This window comes from Ruegeria sp. CDSA033 (genome assembly GCF_059612305.1).
Genome location: NZ_JBXWQI010000007.1, coordinates 49,915 through 67,421, shown reverse-complemented (window position 1 = coordinate 67,421; position 17,507 = coordinate 49,915). Strand labels below are relative to the sequence as shown.

Annotated in this window: 20 protein-coding genes; 12 read left to right on the top strand and 8 right to left on the bottom strand. The window is 58.8% G+C overall.

The window, feature by feature from the left end:
- Positions 1-129 precede the first annotated feature (129 nt).
- From AC2FLA_RS11330 to AC2FLA_RS11300, 7 genes are read left to right on the top strand one after another with little or no spacing between them, the layout of a single operon-like run.
- Positions 130-1,344, top strand: coding sequence for a glycosyltransferase family protein (locus AC2FLA_RS11330; protein ID WP_496722264.1), 1,215 nt, complete (start codon positions 130-132; stop codon positions 1,342-1,344).
- Positions 1,341-2,588: a glycosyltransferase family 4 protein gene (locus tag AC2FLA_RS11325; protein WP_496722262.1), complete on the top strand. Its 1,248-nt coding sequence runs from the start codon at positions 1,341-1,343 to the stop codon at positions 2,586-2,588. The genes AC2FLA_RS11330 and AC2FLA_RS11325 overlap by 4 nt, the downstream gene beginning before the upstream one ends.
- Positions 2,588-3,664, top strand: a complete 1,077-nt coding sequence (locus AC2FLA_RS11320) for a glycosyltransferase family 4 protein (protein WP_496722261.1) — start codon at positions 2,588-2,590, stop codon at positions 3,662-3,664. The genes AC2FLA_RS11325 and AC2FLA_RS11320 overlap by 1 nt, the downstream gene beginning before the upstream one ends.
- On the top strand, positions 3,661-4,245 hold the full coding sequence (locus tag AC2FLA_RS11315; protein WP_496722259.1) for a histidine phosphatase family protein: 585 nt from the start codon (positions 3,661-3,663) through the stop codon (positions 4,243-4,245). The genes AC2FLA_RS11320 and AC2FLA_RS11315 overlap by 4 nt, the downstream gene beginning before the upstream one ends.
- Complete coding sequence (locus tag AC2FLA_RS11310) at positions 4,242-5,384, top strand: glycosyltransferase family protein (RefSeq protein ID WP_496722257.1); 1,143 nt, start codon at positions 4,242-4,244, stop codon at positions 5,382-5,384. Before AC2FLA_RS11315 ends, AC2FLA_RS11310 begins: the two co-directional genes overlap by 4 nt.
- Positions 5,381-6,136 carry a polysaccharide deacetylase family protein gene (locus AC2FLA_RS11305; protein ID WP_496722256.1) on the top strand — a complete coding sequence of 252 codons (756 nt, stop codon included), beginning with the start codon at positions 5,381-5,383 and terminating at the stop codon, positions 6,134-6,136. Before AC2FLA_RS11310 ends, AC2FLA_RS11305 begins: the two co-directional genes overlap by 4 nt.
- Positions 6,137-6,150: 14 nt before the next feature.
- A complete protein-coding gene (locus tag AC2FLA_RS11300; protein WP_282152660.1) occupies positions 6,151-6,627 on the top strand; it encodes a class I SAM-dependent methyltransferase in 477 nt (158 codons plus the stop codon).
- On the opposite strand, the gene AC2FLA_RS11295 is transcribed toward AC2FLA_RS11300, so the two are convergent.
- Entirely contained in the window at positions 6,628-7,767 is a 1,140-nt protein-coding gene (locus tag AC2FLA_RS11295; protein ID WP_496722254.1) for an alpha-D-ribose 1-methylphosphonate 5-triphosphate diphosphatase, read from the bottom strand.
- 52 nt (positions 7,768-7,819) lie between these two features.
- On the opposite strand from AC2FLA_RS11295, the gene AC2FLA_RS11290 reads away from it, so the two are divergent.
- Entirely contained in the window at positions 7,820-8,503 is a 684-nt protein-coding gene (locus AC2FLA_RS11290) for a DUF1045 domain-containing protein (protein WP_496722252.1), read from the top strand.
- On the opposite strand, the gene AC2FLA_RS11285 is transcribed toward AC2FLA_RS11290, so the two are convergent.
- From AC2FLA_RS11285 to phnG, 7 genes are all read right to left on the bottom strand, one after another.
- Positions 8,485-9,033 carry a ribose 1,5-bisphosphate phosphokinase PhnN gene (locus tag AC2FLA_RS11285; protein WP_496722250.1) on the bottom strand — a complete coding sequence of 183 codons (549 nt, stop codon included), beginning with the start codon at positions 9,031-9,033 and terminating at the stop codon, positions 8,485-8,487. The two genes, AC2FLA_RS11290 and AC2FLA_RS11285, sit on opposite strands and share 19 nt — an antisense overlap.
- Positions 9,030-9,713 (bottom strand): phosphonate C-P lyase system protein PhnL, encoded by a 684-nt coding sequence (gene phnL / locus AC2FLA_RS11280; RefSeq protein ID WP_496722248.1) that lies wholly within the window; start codon positions 9,711-9,713, stop codon positions 9,030-9,032. The genes AC2FLA_RS11285 and phnL overlap by 4 nt, the downstream gene beginning before the upstream one ends.
- 24 nt (positions 9,714-9,737) lie before the next feature.
- Entirely contained in the window at positions 9,738-10,508 is a 771-nt protein-coding gene (gene phnK / locus AC2FLA_RS11275; RefSeq protein ID WP_496722246.1) for a phosphonate C-P lyase system protein PhnK, read from the bottom strand.
- Positions 10,505-11,365: an alpha-D-ribose 1-methylphosphonate 5-phosphate C-P-lyase PhnJ gene (locus AC2FLA_RS11270; RefSeq protein WP_496722244.1), complete on the bottom strand. Its 861-nt coding sequence runs from the start codon at positions 11,363-11,365 to the stop codon at positions 10,505-10,507. The genes phnK and AC2FLA_RS11270 overlap by 4 nt, the downstream gene beginning before the upstream one ends.
- Positions 11,366-11,731: 366 nt before the next feature.
- Positions 11,732-12,823 (bottom strand): carbon-phosphorus lyase complex subunit, encoded by a 1,092-nt coding sequence (locus AC2FLA_RS11265; protein WP_496722242.1) that lies wholly within the window; start codon positions 12,821-12,823, stop codon positions 11,732-11,734.
- A 3-nt stretch (positions 12,824-12,826) separates the two neighbouring features.
- Entirely contained in the window at positions 12,827-13,402 is a 576-nt protein-coding gene (gene phnH, locus AC2FLA_RS11260; RefSeq protein ID WP_496722240.1) for a phosphonate C-P lyase system protein PhnH, read from the bottom strand.
- Positions 13,399-13,860: a phosphonate C-P lyase system protein PhnG gene (gene phnG / locus AC2FLA_RS11255; protein ID WP_496722238.1), complete on the bottom strand. Its 462-nt coding sequence runs from the start codon at positions 13,858-13,860 to the stop codon at positions 13,399-13,401. Before phnG ends, phnH begins: the two co-directional genes overlap by 4 nt.
- 103 nt (positions 13,861-13,963) lie before the next feature.
- On the opposite strand from phnG, the gene phnF reads away from it, so the two are divergent.
- From phnF to AC2FLA_RS11235, 4 genes are all read left to right on the top strand, one after another.
- On the top strand, positions 13,964-14,674 hold the full coding sequence (phnF, locus tag AC2FLA_RS11250) for a phosphonate metabolism transcriptional regulator PhnF (protein WP_496722236.1): 711 nt from the start codon (positions 13,964-13,966) through the stop codon (positions 14,672-14,674).
- Between the two features lie 206 nt (positions 14,675-14,880).
- Positions 14,881-15,135, top strand: a complete 255-nt coding sequence (locus AC2FLA_RS11245; RefSeq protein WP_108860908.1) for a hemerythrin domain-containing protein — start codon at positions 14,881-14,883, stop codon at positions 15,133-15,135.
- Positions 15,136-15,143: 8 nt separating this feature from the next.
- On the top strand, positions 15,144-16,205 hold the full coding sequence (locus AC2FLA_RS11240) for a glutathione S-transferase C-terminal domain-containing protein (RefSeq protein WP_496722234.1): 1,062 nt from the start codon (positions 15,144-15,146) through the stop codon (positions 16,203-16,205).
- A gap of 66 nt (positions 16,206-16,271) precedes the next feature.
- Positions 16,272-17,348 (top strand): PLP-dependent cysteine synthase family protein, encoded by a 1,077-nt coding sequence (locus AC2FLA_RS11235; RefSeq protein ID WP_496722232.1) that lies wholly within the window; start codon positions 16,272-16,274, stop codon positions 17,346-17,348.
- The last annotated feature ends 159 nt before the right edge of the window (positions 17,349-17,507 follow it).

Here is a 17,507-nt window from a genome sequence, read left to right as displayed (position 1 = left end):
CACGGCTAAAATCGATACAAGCCGGTAACGACTGGTGGGATCAGTGATTTTGCACGCGGCTGAAAAAAATATATACGATACGGGTGCAAGCGCGCGGAGTTGCACCGGAACACTGAATTGGGCAAAGGCATGAGCCTAGGAAGACAAAACGATACAACCGGCCGTGCGCCGCGCATCTTGTTCTACAGCCACGATACGTTCGGGTTGGGTCACTTGCGCCGATCCCGTGCACTGGCTGGTGCGATGACGCAGGCTGACCCATCGGCATCGGCGCTGATCCTGACCGGGTCACCCGTGGCCGGGCGGTTCACCTTTCCGCGTCGCGTCGACCACGTGCGTTTGCCAGGTGTGACCAAACGCGCCGACGGGTCTTATGCATCCCAGACAATTGGCATGGGCATCGAGGAAGTGACAGAGTTGCGGGCGGGTCTGATCCAGACGGCGGTTCAGCAATTCGATCCCGACGTTCTTATCGTCGACAAGGAACCAACCGGTTTCCGCAGCGAGCTGTTGCCCACCCTGGAAAATTTACTGCGGTCCCGCCGCACCAAAATGGTCCTGGGCCTGCGTGACGTTTTGGATGAACCCGAAGTGTTGGCCGCCGAGTGGGAGCGGAAAGAAGCCATTGCAGCAACCGAAAGGTTCTACGACGAAATCTGGGTGTACGGGCTGCGCTCGATCTATGATCCGACCGAGGGCCTGCCGCTCAGCGCTGCCGCGCAGTCGCGTATCCATTGGACTGGTTATTTGCGCCGCGACCTTGGCCCGATAGGCGATCCGCCGGAACAGCCCTACATCCTGATTACGCCGGGAGGCGGCGGCGACGGTAAAGCCATGGTGAACCAGGTTTTGTGCGCCTATGAAAAAGACCCCAACCTGTCACCGCGCGCTGTCCTTGTCTACGGCCCCTTCCTGTCGGGCGAGCTGCGGGACGATTTCGAAACCCGCGTTGCTGCGCTGAATGGTCGGGTCACGGCTGTTGGCTTTGAATCGCAGATCGAAACGCTGTTTGCCGGCGCTGCAGGTGTGGTCTGCATGGGCGGCTACAATACGTTCTGCGAGGTGCTCTCGTTCGACAAACGCGCCGTCATCGTTCCACGCACGACACCGCGGCTGGAACAGTGGATCCGCGCCTCACGGGCCGAGGGCCTGGGACTTGTCAGAATGCTGGACGAAAACCGTGACGGGTTGACGGCGGACACGATGATTACGGCAATTCGGAATCTGCCCGATCAGCCATTGCCTTCTCAGGCAATCCGCGACGGCCTGCTGGATGGTCTCGACTATGTCACAAGCCGCGTGGACGCGCTGCTTGGTGGGGAACGGGAACGAGCCACCGGATGACGTTAGAAAAACCCAAGCTCGCGGTGCTGGTCAAAGGATGGCCGCGCCTTTCCGAGACGTTTATCGCACAGGAACTGGTCGCCTTGCAGGACGCGGGCCACAGCTTTGACATCTGGTCCCTGCGCCACCCGACCGACATCAAACACCATCCACTGCATGATCGGTTCAAGGGACAGGTCCACTACCTGCCCGAGTACCTGTACGAAGAACCTGATCGCGTCTGGGCCGCGCGCCACCTCGCGCAGACCCTGCCCAGCTATACCGAGGCTTACCGGGTCTGGCGTTCTGACCTGCGTCGTGACCCCACGCATAACCGCATCCGTCGGTTCGGGCAGGCCTGCGTTCTGGCCGCTGAGTTGCCCGAGGAAACGCAGGTGATGTATGCGCATTTCATGCATACACCGTCGTCAGTCGCACGCTATGCCGCCATCATGCGCGGCCTGCCCTGGAGCTTTTCGGCACACGCCAAGGACATCTGGACGTCACCCGACTGGGAGAAAGCCGAGAAACTACAAGCCAGCACGCACGGGGCCGCTTTTGGCGCAACCTGTACTGCCATCGGGGCCGAACACTTGCGCAGTTTGGCCGATGATCCGGCGCGGGTCGATCTGATCTATCATGGCTTGGACCTGAACCGTTTTCCCGACCCACCGACCCGCGCAGCTCGGGCACCGGATGGGCCGTTTCACATGCTCTCAGTCGGTCGTCTGGTCGAAAAAAAGGGCTTTGATCGCCTGATCGATGCGTTCGCCATGCTACCCAATTCGCTGGACTGGCACTGGATACATATTGGCGGCGGTGCGCTTGGTGATGCGCTGCGCGAACGGGCTGAGGCCCAAGGTATCGCGAACCGGATCACCTGGAAAGGGGCCTGTGACCAGCCCGAAGTGATCGAGTCGATGCGCGGCTCTGATCTGTTCGTGCTGCCCAGCCGGATCGCGGCTGACGGAGATCGCGACGGCTTGCCAAATGTTCTGATGGAGGCAGCATCTCAGCTATTACCGATCCTGTCGACACCGGTTTCCGCCATTCCGGAATTCATAGAAACCGGGACGCACGGCGTTTTGTCCGACGACAACCCGGCCGCACTTGCCAGCGCGATCACCGAATTGGCCGCCGCTCCTGAGCGTACTGCATCTATGGCCAACGCTGCCTATTCCCGCCTGATCGCCGAGTTCCGCATGGACCCCGGCATAGCCCTGTTGTCCAAACGGCTCAGCGCGTTGGGCGCGGGCAAAGACTGATGGCCCGCGTCGCCTTTTTCTCACCGATGAAATCTCCGGACAGCCCGGTGCCGTCGGGCGACAGGGAAATGGCACGCAATTTGATCAGGGCGATCGGGGCACAGGGTGATGATGTCGATCTCGTCTCGGACTTGCGCATTTATGACAAAACGGGCGATCCGGCGGTTCAACAACGTCTCTGCTCTGACGCCGATGCCGAGGCCCGGCGACTGATCGCGGACATGACCCACGACACGGATTTGTGGGTGACCTATCACAACTACTACAAGGCCCCCGATCTGCTGGGCCCTAAAGTGTGCGCCGCTCGGGGCATCCCTTATGTGCAATTGGAAAGTACCCGTGCGACTAGCAGGTTACGCGGCCCATGGTCCGGCTTTGCGCAAGCCGCACATGATGCCTGCGACGCGGCGAACGTCGTTTTCTACCACACGGCCAACGATCTTATCACGCTGGAACGTGAAAAATTCGAGGATCAGCGTCTGGTCGAATTGCCGCCCTTTTTGCCAATCTCGAGCCTGCCGCCCGCTTCCTCATGTGACGGGCCGATGCTGACGGTGGGAATGATGCGGCATGGCGACAAACTGGCGTCGTACCAACTGCTGGCGCAGGCCCTGTCGCATTTGAACGGGGATTGGGCTTTGGATATTGCAGGGGATGGACCTGCGCGGGCTGAGATCGAAGACCTTATGACACTGTTTGGCTCGAAGGTCCGGTTTCTTGGGCAACTGGATCGTGACGCCCTGCAAAACTTATACGCAAATGCGTCCATCTTAGTGTGGCCCGGCGTGAATGAGGCATATGGCATGATTTACCTTGAAGCGCAGGCCAGCGGAGTTCCGGTTGTTGCGCAGAACAGGCCCGGTGTCCGCGATGTTCTGGCGCCGGCCAACTACCCCGAGGTCGAAGCAGGACCCGAAGCGCTTGCCACCAGGCTACAGACGCTGATTGGCGACCCTGCCCTGCGTCGTTCGCTTGGTACGATAGCCCGGGGATACGTGTCCAACCGCCACCTTATGCCCGCAGCAACCGAACGGTTCTGGCAGGCTGCGCGGCCTTTGATCGGAGGCACCGCATGAGCCAACTTGCTCTTTTGCGCCACGGCCACACCCATTGGAACCGCGCTGGCCGTATTCAGGGCCGCAGTGACATTCCGCTGGACGATGACGCGCGCACCGAACTGGCCGGATATGAATTGCCCGAGTCGTGGAACAAGGCAGCGCTCTGGTCCAGCCCCCTGCAGCGCGCCAGCGAAACCGCCGCATTGGTCGCGGGGCGAGAGCCTAAGGTGTCCGAAGCCCTGACCGAGATGAACTGGGGCGATTGGGAAGGCAAGCGCGGCGTTGACCTGATTGCAGACGCAGATAGCGGATATCGCCATATCGAGGATTGGGGCTGGGACTATTGCCCGCCGAACGGCGAAAGTCCGGCGGAAGTGCGGGCGCGATTGCAACCCTGGCTGGGCGGTTTGCAGGGCGACACTGTCGCCGTGTGTCACATTGGGATCATGCGCGTCATTCTGGCCTCGGCCTGGGGATGGAACTTTGACGGCACCGCCCCGTTCAAGATCAAGCGCAACCGACTTTATGTCATTGATCTGGATGGTTTTCAGCCGCAACCCGAACCGGTTCGACTGCTGCGACAAGGCCCCCGCGAATGAAAGTCATAATTGTTGTCACCCACCTGTTGGGCACCGGGCACCTGAGCCGCGCGTTGACGCTGGGCCGGGCCTTTGTCGCGGATGGGCATGATACCTTTGTGGTCTCTGGTGGGATGCCTGCTCCTCAATTGGACACGACCGGAATAACACTGCTGGGACTGCCCCCTTTGCGCTCGGATGGCACTGATTTCACCCGTCTTTTGACACAAGCCGGAACGGTGGCGGATGAGGGGTATTTCGCGGCGCGCAAGACTGCTTTGGTTGAAGCAATTCGGAGCTTTCCACCGGATGTTCTGATCACCGAGCTTTATCCGTTTGGCCGCCGATCCCTGACAGGTGAATTCTCAGCTGCGCTAGAGGCGGCCCGCGACATACGCCCGCGCCCGGTAATTCTGGGATCGATCCGGGACATTCTGGCACCGCCCTCGAAACCCTCAAAGGCAGAGCGGGCGGATGAGATCGTCGCAAAATACTACGACGGCATCCTTGTCCATTCGAACCAGAGCGTTGTGCCGTTGAACGTCAGTTGGCCTGTGTCTGAGCTGCTGGAGGACCGCCTGTTTTACACGGGCTTCGTGGCTCCGCTGGCCCCAACACCGCACAAGGATGCAATCGGCAAAGGCGAAGTGCTTGTCAGCGCCGGCGGCGGTTCGGTCGGGCAACCGATCTTTCGCGCGGCCATCGAGGCCGCCCGAAAGATGCCGAACAGGCGCTGGCGCCTGTTGGTCGGCGGGCAAGACGCAAAGGCGCGCATTGCAGAATTGCAGAAACATGTGGAGGGCGCCCCAGTCACTCTGGAAGGGGTGCGGCCCGATTTTCGCCAGATGCTGCCCCATGCGGCGGCTTCGGTCAGCATGTGTGGCTACAATACAGCATTGGATATTCTGCAGGCAGGAACCGCTGCCGTGTTTATCCCATTTGATGATGGCAATGAGGTCGAGCAGAGCCTGCGCGCCCGCACCCTTGCGGAAATGCCCGCCATAGATGTCATCCCAAGCAAAGATTTGAACGAAGACCTGCTGGCCCAGGCCGTGGGCCGTGTGATTTCATCGGAACCTCGTCCAGTCTCAGATCAGGGGTTCGACGGCGCAGCGCAATCCGTACGCATCGCCAAAGGACTTTTGGAGCGCCGCAGATGAGTGTTGACTGGCGCAGTTTGTCGGATGAGTTGGATATCTGGCTTCAACAAGGACTGGCACTGCCTTTGTGGTGGCGCGACGATGATGCGGTTTCCACAACGCCGCAGCTTGATCGCTTGACCGCGATGTCAGACCACCTTGGGGTGCCCGTTCATCTGGCGATCATCCCCCGCGATGCCCAAGATCTGCTGATCGAATATGTAACTTCCCATCCAAACCTAATCCCGGTCGTGCACGGTTGGGCCCATCAGAACCACGCACCACCGGATGAAAAGAAATCCGAGTTCCGCCTGCACCGGCCCATGGACGATATCACTGGGGATATCGGTTCAGGGATATCGCGGCTGCGCACCCTGTTTGCAGATCGATTGTGCCCGATGTTCGTGCCGCCATGGAACCGCATAGCGCCAGAGGTGGTGCAGGAATTGCCCGCAGCGGGGTATCGCATCTTATCGACCGCCACGCCACGGTCCAGCCCGCAGGCAGCGCCCGGATTGGCCCAGATCAACACGCATCTGGATCCAATAGACTGGCGCGGATCACGCGGACTGGCCGACCCGGACATGTTGATCACAAAGACCACTCAGCTGCTGCAAAATCGCCGCGAAGGTCGCGCAGACAACACCGAGCCCTTTGGCATCTTGACCCACCATCTGGTTCATGATGAGGACATCTGGGCCTTTACCCACGACCTGCTAAACCGGCTGCTGAACGGGCCGGGCTTTGTCTGGTCAGCCCCCCAAGCCGATTGAAAACGGAGATCTGAATGAGCCGACTGGATTCCATGCTGCGCCGCCTGACCGCACAACGTGACGGTTTGAATTGGGCGGTAGATCAGATCTCGGGTATGGCAGGCGACGTGCTGGATATGGGCCTTGGAAACGGGCGCACTTATGATCACCTGCGGGAAATTCTGCCGGATCGGAGGATCTGGGTCATGGACCGCGTGCTGCAGTGCCATCCGTCCAGCACACCGCCAGCGGAAGATTTTTTGCAGGGTGAGGCCGAGCCGATGCTGCAGAAGCTGGCAGAAGGTGGACCCAGGATCGCTTTCGGTCACTACGATTTCGGGCGGGGTGTCAAGGAAGAGGACGTTGCCGAAGCGGCGCGCCTTAGCCCACTGATTGCGCAGGTGATGTTGCCCGGTGGTCTGCTAATCTCGGGCCAACCTTTGGTTGGCTTTGAACAGATAAGCGGCCCGGACACCATCGCGCCGGACCGATACTTGTTCTACAGGGCCTGATCAGGCCACGCGTCGTCCGCGCGACCAAACACCATTCAACGCAGGGGTTCCTTCGCGCATCCGGAACCGGATGACGTCCGCCCGGGTGCCCGCCCGCAGCTCACCACGATCATCCAGCCCAACGACCTCTGCCGGTGTCTTTGTCACGGTTTTCAATCCGCGGGCAAAATCACCCCACATCTCGCCCAGTTTCACAGCAGACAGCAACAATGCGGATGGCACATAGTCCGAGGACAGTATGTCGAGATGACCCAGCTGCGCCAATTCATGCGCAGCGACATTGCCGGAATGCGACCCGCCTCGGATCACATTGGGTGCGCCCATCATCACCTTGATACCATGATCATGACAGGACTGCGCAGCCTCGACCGTAGTCGGGAACTCGGCAAGGGTGATCCCGTGACCGGCCGATACGCGCACCTGTTCGTCCGTCGTGTCATCATGGCTGGCCAGCATTGCACCAAACCGTTTGGCCGCTTTTACCGTCTCAACCTCGTGCAGATCACCATAGCGGTCGCGCATCGCCTTAAGGTCGGCCACGTGTTGCAGAAATCCATCGCCCTCAAGCCCCAGTTTGCCTTTCAGATACGCTTCCAGTTTCGACATATCGCGGAACTGTCGTTGTCCGGGCGTGTGGTCCATGAGTGAGACCAGACCAACACGGTCTTCGGCCCCGAATTCGTTTAATTCTTCGGCCAGGGTTTCTGAGCAAACCTCGGCCCGCAAATGCAGAAAATGGCTGATCTTCAATGCATCCTGTTCCCGCAACTGCCACAGCTCACGCGACAGACCGCGCGCGTATTTGACATAGCGTTGCCCGGATGGGATCGAGCCTATCCGCATCGCGTCGAACACGGTCGTGATCCCGGTACTGGCCAGTTCGGCATCATGGGCCAGAATAGCGGCGGCATGAGGCCAGTCGACCTTGGGCCGCGGCTGAATGTGGCGCTCAAGATTATCAGTGTGCAGTTCGACCAGACCAGGGCAGACATAATCCCCTTCGCAGTCAATTGCGCCAGCGGGAACAGCCGGGCCGGTCGCGACCTCGGCAATCGTATCCCCCAAAATCCGAAGGCTGCCCACGACCGTCTCATCGGGAAGAACAAGCGTGGCATTGGCAAATATCATTTCTTCTGTCATCTGAACTTCACAAGGTTTGAGCTATTGGAAAGGCCACGCATAGGAGGCCAATGTGACATTCACGCGATACGCGATCTATTTTGCGCCACCGGCTCAGGCCGGATGGACAAGCTTTGCGACCCAATGGTTGGGCTGGGACATGGAAGCCGGAACTGAAGTTGCGCATCCTGTCATTGACGGCGTGGACGTCGGAGCCGCGACCGATGTTCCGCGCAAATACGGTCTTCACGCGACGTTGAAGCCGCCGTTTCGCCTGAACAAGGGGCAATCTCTGGCCGTCTTGCAAGACGCCTGTGAACGGTTGGCCGGAACGCAACCGCCCGTCACGCTGGACGGGTTCGAGATCGCCCGGCTGGGTCGTTTTCTGGCCCTGCGGCCCTTGGGCGATACCGACGCTCTGAACGCGCTGGCAACGGCTTGCGTCCGTGAAGTTGACAGCTTTCGCGCCCCCGCGTCCGCCGTGGAACTGGACCGCCGACGTGCCTCGGGCCTGACGCCGGAACAGGACGCCAACCTGTTGCGTTGGGGTTACCCCTACGTGATGGACACGTTCCGCTTTCACATCACCCTCAGCGGAAAACTGGACAAACCCACGCTGAAAACCGTTCAGGCCGCATTGGAGGACCAGCTGGTCCCCCTGCTGCCCGCCCCCTGTCAGATCAAGGATCTGGCGCTTATGGGCGAAGCCGAAGATGGGAGGTTTCATCTGATCCATCGCTACGCCCTTTCCGGTTGAAGCCCGGAAAGGATCGCATCAATCGTGACTTCCAGCGGCCCGGAATTATCAACTTCGATCACGCGGTTCAGCCCGTCGGGCAAGGGCATACCAGCCCGTCCCAAACGACGCGCCTGATCAGAGGTGCTTTCCCGCCCACGCGCGAAGAGGCGCTGCGCCAGCACCTCAGGGTCCGCTGTCAGCGAAATCACGATCAGGTCGCCAAAAACCACCTGCGCGTTCAACAAAACCGAACGGGACAGATTGACCAACAGCGCATTCGCCTTTTGCCGTTGGTCTTCGATTTCAATCGGGATGCCGTAGTGCAGTCCATGCGCGCTCCAGTGCAACGCAAAGGCTCCGTCCAGCATCATCTGCTCGAAGATTTCAATCGACACCCGGTCGAAATCTTCGCCTTCTTCGCCTTCGGGGCGGGTTATCACCCGGCGAACCCGCAGGATACCTGGCGACGCCGCGACCAACGCTTCCATGACGCTGTCTTTGCCGACACCTGACGGACCAACAACGGCTATGACAGGCGCAAGCCTCACGCGACCATCCCCGGGGTGAATTCAGACACGTTGATCTCGCGATCACAGACCCGGTTGCGGGCTTCGACATCGTGGAAGATGCCAACAATCGCCGCGCCGCGTTCTTTGGCCTCTTCGATCAAAGACAGCACCGTTTCGCGATTTTGCGCATCCAGTGAGGCAGTCGGTTCGTCCAACAGCATCGCAGGGTAATCATGCGCAAATCCACGTGCGATGTTCACCCGCTGTTGCTCACCACCCGAAAAAGTGGTCGGGCTCAGGCTCCATAGTCTTTCGGGAATGTTCAACCGCCGCAACAAACCCGCCGCCCTATCCAGCGCCGCTTGCTTGTCGCACCCAACGGCGAACAGCGGCTCGGCCACCACCTCAACCGTCGGAACCCTGGGGACCACGCGCAGGAACTGACTGACATAGCCAAGCGTCTCACGCCGCAAAGCCAGAATTTCGCGCGGCTTGGCCTTGGCAACGTCCAGATCACCGACAAGAACCTGTCCTGATGCGGCCAGATAATTCCCATAGATCACCCGCATCAGCGTTGATTTCCCTGCCCCCGAGGCTCCGGTCAGGGCGACGCATTCACCTGCGGCGACTTTCAGCGATGCACCCTGCATCACCGGAATTACGGCACTACCCTGATTGTGCAAGGTAAAGCTCTTGCTGACATTGATAAGCTCAATCATAGCACTTCATCTTTTTCCAAATACTCAAACCTGCAGAACACTGGATACGAGCAACTGCGTGTAGGCATGTTGCGGATCGTCCAGAACCTGATCGGTCAACCCGGCCTCAACCACTTGACCGCTTTTCATCACCATCAGTCGATCCGCCAGCAGGCGTACGACGGCGAGGTCATGGGTGACGATGATCGCGCTCAACCCCATCTCACGCACCAACCCGCGCAGCAGATCCAGCAGACGCGCCTGAACGGAAACATCCAGCCCGCCTGTTGGTTCATCCATGAACACGAGGCGCGGCCCTGTGACCAGATTGCGGGCAATCTGCAACCTTTGCTGCATCCCGCCAGAAAAGGCCGACGGACGGTCATCCACACGGGATTCTTCAATCTCGACCCGGCCCAGCCAGTCGATCGCACGGTCCCGGATGGCGCCATAGTGACGATCTCCTACCGCCATCAGACGCTCACCAATATTGCCGCCAGCACTGACCGACATCCGCAGGCCATCGCGGGCATGCTGATGTACAAAGGCCCAATCCGTGCGGCTAAGCATCCGGCGTTCCGGTTCGGACATGGTGACTGTATCCACCGGACCATCAGTACGTGTGTCAAAAATCACCTGCCCCGCATCGGGTTCCAGATGACCGGCCATGCAATTCAACAGCGTCGACTTGCCCGATCCGCTTTCACCCACGATCCCCATTACTTCTCCAGGGAAGAGATCAAAACTCACATCTGAGCAACCGATCCGCGCGCCATAGCGCTTTTCGATGCCTTTGACCTGCAACAAGGGGGTCATGCCGCATTCTCCTCGGCTAGTCGGCCAACATGGCCCGCCTCGCGGCGAGACCGGCAATAATCGGTGTCCGAGCAAACAAACATCCGGTTGCCGGCATCATCCATGATCACTTCGTCCAAATAGCTGTCCTCGGCGCCGCACAAATCGCATGGGTGGTCGGCTTTGGTGGCCTCGAACGGGTAGTCTTCGAAATCAAGGCTGACGACCTTGGTATGCGGCGGAACTGCGTAAATCCGCTGTTCCCGCCCGGCACCAAACAACTGGATCGCGTCCATCTCAAGTTTTGGGTTGTCGAATTTCGGGATCGGCGACGGATCCATCACATAGCGGTCCGACACTTTCACCGGATAGGCATATGCGGTCGAAATAGCCCCGTGCTGGCTGATGTCCTCGTACAGCTTCACATGCATCAACCCATATTCTTCAAGGCTGTGCATCTTGCGTGTCTCGGTCTCACGCGGTTCCAGAAAGCGCAGAGGTTCCGGGATCGGCACCTGATAAACGATGATCTGGTCCTTGTGCAGCTTCGCCTCGGGGATGCGGTGGCGGGTCTGGATGACCGTGGCCTTTTCGGTTTCCTCGGTCGTTTTCACACCTGCCGTGTTCTCAAAAAACTTGCGGATCGACACAGCATTGGTGGTGTCATCGGCACCCTGATCGATCACTTTAAACGTGTCCTCGGGTGTCAATGTAGCGGCTGAAACCTGCACTCCACCGGTGCCCCAGCCATATGGCATCGGCATTTCACGACTGGCAAAAGGGACCTGATAACCGGGCACAGCCAGACCTTTCAGAATGGCGCGACGGATCATTCGCTTGGTTTGTTCGTCCAAATATGCGAAGTTATACTCATTCATTTTGATGTATCACTTTGTTTTTGGTGTTTTTGTGGACGTATTTCTGTTGGGCGCATTGTTATTGGCGCTATTGTTGTATCTTTTCTTTCACTCTCGTCATGCGAAGCGACGACGTCGTGCGCAAAAGCGGGATCCAAATGGCGAATGGAGTTCGGTTGGCGCGCGCGCGGACTCGCCACGCGGTAGAAAACTGCGACGCCCGTAAGGCGGGTTTGGCAATTCGTCAGCCTCGTTTGCCCAAGTGGGGATGCAGACGCAGTCCTGCTCATAAGCGACCCCTTGCACACAGCTCGACCGCCAACGCCTTGACCCGTGCGTGGGGCTGCCAGTCGAGCGGCACACCCCTGATATCGAACACGGCAGCCATCATTCTGCGGCCTCCTTTGGCGTGATCCGCTCTTCGGCCTCACGGCGCAGTTTGCGGACCAGTTCCAGTTCGGACTGAAAGTCGACGTAATGCGGCAGTTTGATATGTTCCAGGAATCCGGTCGCCTGAATGTTGTCCGCGTGGCTGAGGACGAATTCCTCGTCCTGCGCGGGTGCGCCCAGATTGTCTTCGCCCAACTCTTCCCAACGCAGGGCGCGATCCACCAAAGCCATCGCGATGGATTTCCGTTCAGACTGACCAAACACCAAACCATAGCCACGGGTGAATTGCGGGGGTTCCGTCTTGGAACCTTTGAACTGGTTCACCGTCTCGCATTCGGTCAATTCGATTTCGCCGATGTCGATGGCGAAACCCAGTTCCGGGATGTCCATTTCCACTGCAACCTTTCCGATCCGCAACTCACCGACGAAAGCGTGATTGCGGGCGTAGCCGCGTTGGGTGGAATAGGCCATGCCCAGCACAAACCCCTCGTCCCCGCGGGTCAGGGATTGCAGACGCAGGGGGCGGTTCGACGGAAACTCCATCGGTTCGCGGGTCAGATCACCCGGGGTGGTGTCACTGGCGGGTTCATCCTGAATGATGTCCTCGCCCTTCAGGAACTCAGTGATATGCGGCGTCGCCTCGGTGCGGGGTTGCGCCGTAGGCGCCGCCGGAACCTCACCTTCTGCGGCCAGTTTGAAGTCCAGCAGGCGGTGTGTGTAATCAAAGGTTGGCCCCAGCACCTGCCCGCCCGGCGCATCCTTGAACGTGGCCGAAATCCGGCGATCACACGCCATCTCATCAGTCTTAACCGGGTTCGAATAGCCAAATCGCGGCAATGTCGTCCGGTAGGCTCGGATCAGAAAGATCGCTTCGATCAGATCACCGCGCGATTGTTTGATGGCCAGGGCCGCCAAATCGGGGTCGTACAAGGACCCCTCGGCCATCACCCGATTGACCGCCAGACCCAGCTGTTCGCGGATTTGGACGATGCTCAGTTCGTCAATGTCGGTTGCGCCGCGTCTTTCTTCCGCCAACCAGGCATGTGCGTTTTCGATGGCCGTCTCGCCACCCTTGACTGCAACATACATTGCCTAGGCCTCCACACTGATTTGGGTACTGCGAGGCAGGGCCGCCACCCGGTCGCCGCAGGTAAAAAAGAAGTCACATCCAAGCGGGTACAAAGCCGCGTTGACCTGCAATGCCGGGACATCCGGCAGGGACAGCCGCGCAGTGTCTTTGATCCCCGGGCCACATAGAATGGCACCTGCTTGTTGCAGCGCGTCACATTCAACAATCAAGGTGGCCGAGCGATCCGGGTATTCTGCGGTACCGATACGAAATGATCCCAGTGGGCTGAGGTCGGCCCAGCTCCCTACGGCAAAATCTGCACCGGCGGCCTGTGAAAGGGGCGCACCTGTGTGAAAGGTCAGCCACTCGCGCACCGCATCGGTGTTGAACGCGCCCGCCAGATGGACCTTTGTCTCGGGGTCACACAAAGTCAGCAGCAAGGTTCCCGCTGCGATCGACAAGGGCTTTGGCGGTTGCGCACCCTTCAGGTCACGGATTTCTCCGGGTCGGGCCATCACGGTCATAGCGGCGCGGAATGCATGCGCGGCCTGTACAGGTGCGTTCTGAAAACCCCCGGAAAACTGGGTCTGCGCCGTCATGTGTCCTCTCCCCTTACCATGGTGAAAAACTCAACCTTCGTCGCTGCGGCTTTGGAGGCGCGATCTGTTCTGGCAGACTGCATCTGACCCTTGAGCGGCGCGATCACTTGGTCATGAACTGCACCGGCAGCCGAGGTCTGCATCAAAGCATCAATCAACGCGGCCGCCTGGGCCTTGGGCTTGGACCGGCCCTGCACGTATCCATGCCCAACCGTTCCATCCTGCAACACCAGGGAACACCGCGTGACGGTCATTTCGCCAAGGTTGAACCGAGCACCAGTGCCGCCAGTACACCCGCGCACCATGACACCACCCACTTCGGGGCTGCGCAGCCATTCAAAGTGCGGGCGTCCTTCGTACTTATCCCAAAGTGTCATCAGCGCGCTTTCAGGCGCACGCGCCAGCAGGCCCATCCAGCCCTGCCGCGCCGCCTTAGAATTATTTGTTTGATCTGTCATCAAAGCCTCTTGGCCGGGTTGTCTACGTGATCTATACAACTAGACAAATACTACATCCCGATGCCTGGGCTGGCAATCCGCAACCTTGTGAAGATTTGATGACATGAGAAAAACACCTGTCTGGAAAAGCATCGCCCTGAACCTGACATCCGACATTGCGGAAGGTCGGTACAACACTGGCGACCGCCTGCCGACCGAGGCACAAATGGCGGCAAAACACGGGGTCAACCGCCATACGGTACGGCGCGCGTTGTCGGATCTGGCGGACCAAGGTCTGGTGCATGCCCGTCGCGGCGCCGGTGTCTTTGTCGCAGCCCGTCCGACCGATTATGCCATCGGCAAGCGCGTCCGATACCACAAGAGCATCTCGGCCAGCGGTAAGATTCCTGGCAAAAAGATACTTACGCTCACAACGCGCGCCGCAGATGAAACAGAAGCAGAGGCCCTGGAGATCGCTTCAGGCGACCAGGTGCACGTTTATGACGGACTGTCTCTGGCGGATGGGCAGCCAATCGGGCTGTTCCAAAGTGTCTTTCCCGCGAACCGCTTGCCCGGCATTCTTGAGGCACTGTCCGAGACAGAATCGGTAACGAAGGCTTTGCAGCACTGCGGTGTTAAGGATTACACCCGCATCTCAACGCGCCTGACTGCGCGCGCGGCGACGGCAACACAGGCCCTGCACCTGCGACTGACAGAAGGTGCGCCTGTTCTGTATTCCGTCGGCATAAACGCAGATCCCAATGGTATGCCGGTTGAATTCGGGCGAACCGTATTTGCCGGAGATCGGGTCACCCTGACCCTGAACGAGGAATAAACCGCGACATTCCCGCCTGTCTTCAACCTCTTGGCGGAGGTATCATCCCGCTGGGCATTGTCCCAATAACACAAGGGTAGGTCCCTCATGCGTTCGGCGAAGACGTTGTCGTGACGGTTAGCGCGTCAGCTCATGCTGGGTTCCAGACTATGCTGGCACAGGAACGCCTGCCAATCTCGGCCAGTGAACTGGGAGCCCTGAATTGAGTGGGCGGTGACCTTGCCTGCGGACTGAAGGTTTTGGAAAAGGACCATGCCGACCTCGATCTGGTCCTTGACCAATACACACGGACGGCCAATCGTGTGATCAAGCTCATTCAATTGGATGAGGCTCAGGCCCGATCCGAAGTCGGATCTCTGCGCGACACCTCAGAGGCCATCGAGGCCTTTCTGAAACGCCACCTGAGCGATGAGGAAGACCTTGCGGTTCCAATCATCCTGCACCACCGCCTAAGAGGATAAGGCCACGCATGACCGACCATTCCAAACAGGAAGATCAGGCCCATGCCTCAGAACGCCGCGCACGAGGAGAGTTCGTGCGCGGCGTCAGTAGATTTCGACATGCTATCGGCGATCCAGAGTTCCCGGCTGAACCTGGGCGCTATCACCTGTTTGTTGCGCTGAATTGCCCGTGGTGTCATCGGGTGACGCTGGCGCGCAATGTGTTGGGTTTGCAGGACAGCATTTCAATGGATGTGGCCTTCCCCAATCGCACTGGCGAGGACGACCCCGAGGGTCCGAACAACTGGCAATTTTCCCCCGAGCTTGTTGCTTCGGCAACTGGGGCGACGTTGCCTGAATGCACCTTGGAAACCGCAACGGGGCAAGGTTTCAGGTTGGTTCGCGAAATTTACCGGGTTGAAGGCTCAGAAGAACGTTCAGTCCCAATCCTGTATGACAAAATAGCCGGCCGTATCGTCAACAATGAAAGCGCCGAGATCATTCGAATGCTGAATGGCAATGCGGCGCTGCTGGGCAGCTCCTGCAATGAAGCCAACCGGCCCAACCTCTACCCGGATGATCCTGCGCTCCGGGCTGAAATTGACGAACTGAACGAGCAAATCTACGTCGCAATCAACAACGGGGCATACAAGGCCGGGTTCTCGTCTGATCAAAACGTCTATGCCGCCAGTTTCGGGACTTACTTTAAAACATTGGCGCAGTTGGAAGATCGCTTGGCCAGCGATAGCAGACCTTTTCTGACCGGGGACCGATTTACAGAAGCCGATCTGCGCCTTTTCCCGACGCTCTACCGCCACGACCCGGTTTACTACGTGCGTATGAAGCTGAATGGCGCCAAGATTCTTGATTACCCGCACCTCTGGCGTTGGCTTTGTCGCGTCCATGACTTGCCCGGTGTGGCAAACAGCAGTTCGCTGGATCACTGTCGGCAAGGGTACTTTGGTCGAAGCTGGAATGGTGTCATTCCCGCAGGCCCAGTCGTGCCGATGACGTACCCAAAAGCTTATGGGCATCCTGAACTGGCGGTTCAGCACGGGACTTCGTCGGTCACCCCCAAGACAAATGTTTAAAGCGCCGAAGCAGCGAAATTGGTATAAACTGGCACGGATTTTGCCAACCAAAAGAGGGATACCGCCATGGGAATTCGGCAGACTGAGGGACGCAAACGGCTTTATGACAGTGTTCTCGACACCGTAGGTGACACGCCTTGCATACGCATCAACAAGATCGCGCCGTCACATGTCACGGTCTACGTGAAATTCGAGGCTTTCAATCCTGCCGCTTCGGTCAAAGATCGTTTGGCGTTGAACATTATCGAGGCGGCGGAACGCGACGGGCGGCTGAAACCCGGCCAGACCGTGGTCGAGGCAACATCAGGCAACACTGGGATCGGCCTTGCGATGGTGTGTGCTGCCAAAGGGTATCCCCTGGTCCTGACCATGGCCGACAGCTTCTCGGTCGAGCGTCGCAAACTGATGCGCTTTCTGGGGGCAAAGGTCGTGCTGACGCCGCGCGCGCAAAAGGGCTTTGGCATGTATGTCAAAGCCAAGGAACTGGCCGAACAGAATGGATGGTTTCTGGCCAGCCAGTTCGAGACGTCGGCAAATGCCGACATCCACGAGAACACCACTGCCCGAGAAATCATGGCAGATTTCGAAGGTGAGCGGCTGGATTACTGGGTCACCGGCTATGGCACCGGCGGGACCGTTTCCGGTGTCGCACGCGTTCTTCGGGCAGAGCGCCCCAGCACGAAAATCATCCTGACAGAACCCGCCAACGCAGCGATTGTGTCATCGGGTTACACAAACACCCGCAACGAGGGTCACCAGCCGACCGAAAGCCATCCGAATTTTGAACCTCACCCCATTCAGGGCTGGACCCCAGACTTTATCCCATGGGTTCTGCAAGAGGCGATCGACAAGGATTACTATGATGAATTGATCCCTGTCCCCGGTACCGAGGGGATTGAATGGTCCAGACGGCTGGCGTCGGAAGAAGGGGTTTTTACGGGAATATCTGGTGGCTCGACGCTTGCTGTTGCTATGAAAGTGGCCGAGCAAGCGCCACAGGGATCCGTTTTTCTGGTGATGTTGCCAGACACGGGCGAGCGCTATCTCTCCACACCTCTTTTTGACGGGATCGAAGAAGACATGACCGAAGACGAGCGCGTGATTTCGATGTCGACACCTTCGGCACAGATGGCCGCTGAATAGGCAAAGCACACTTCATCTGGACGCTTCTATGACTATGGCATTCGGGACGGCCTGCGCCCCGAATGCGCTTTTCGCAGCGCGCTCACAACCTTCGGAACACGCAGGTCAGTCTATAGTTGAAGCCGCGCAAAAAGTCGTCATCCGAATGAATTCTCATCG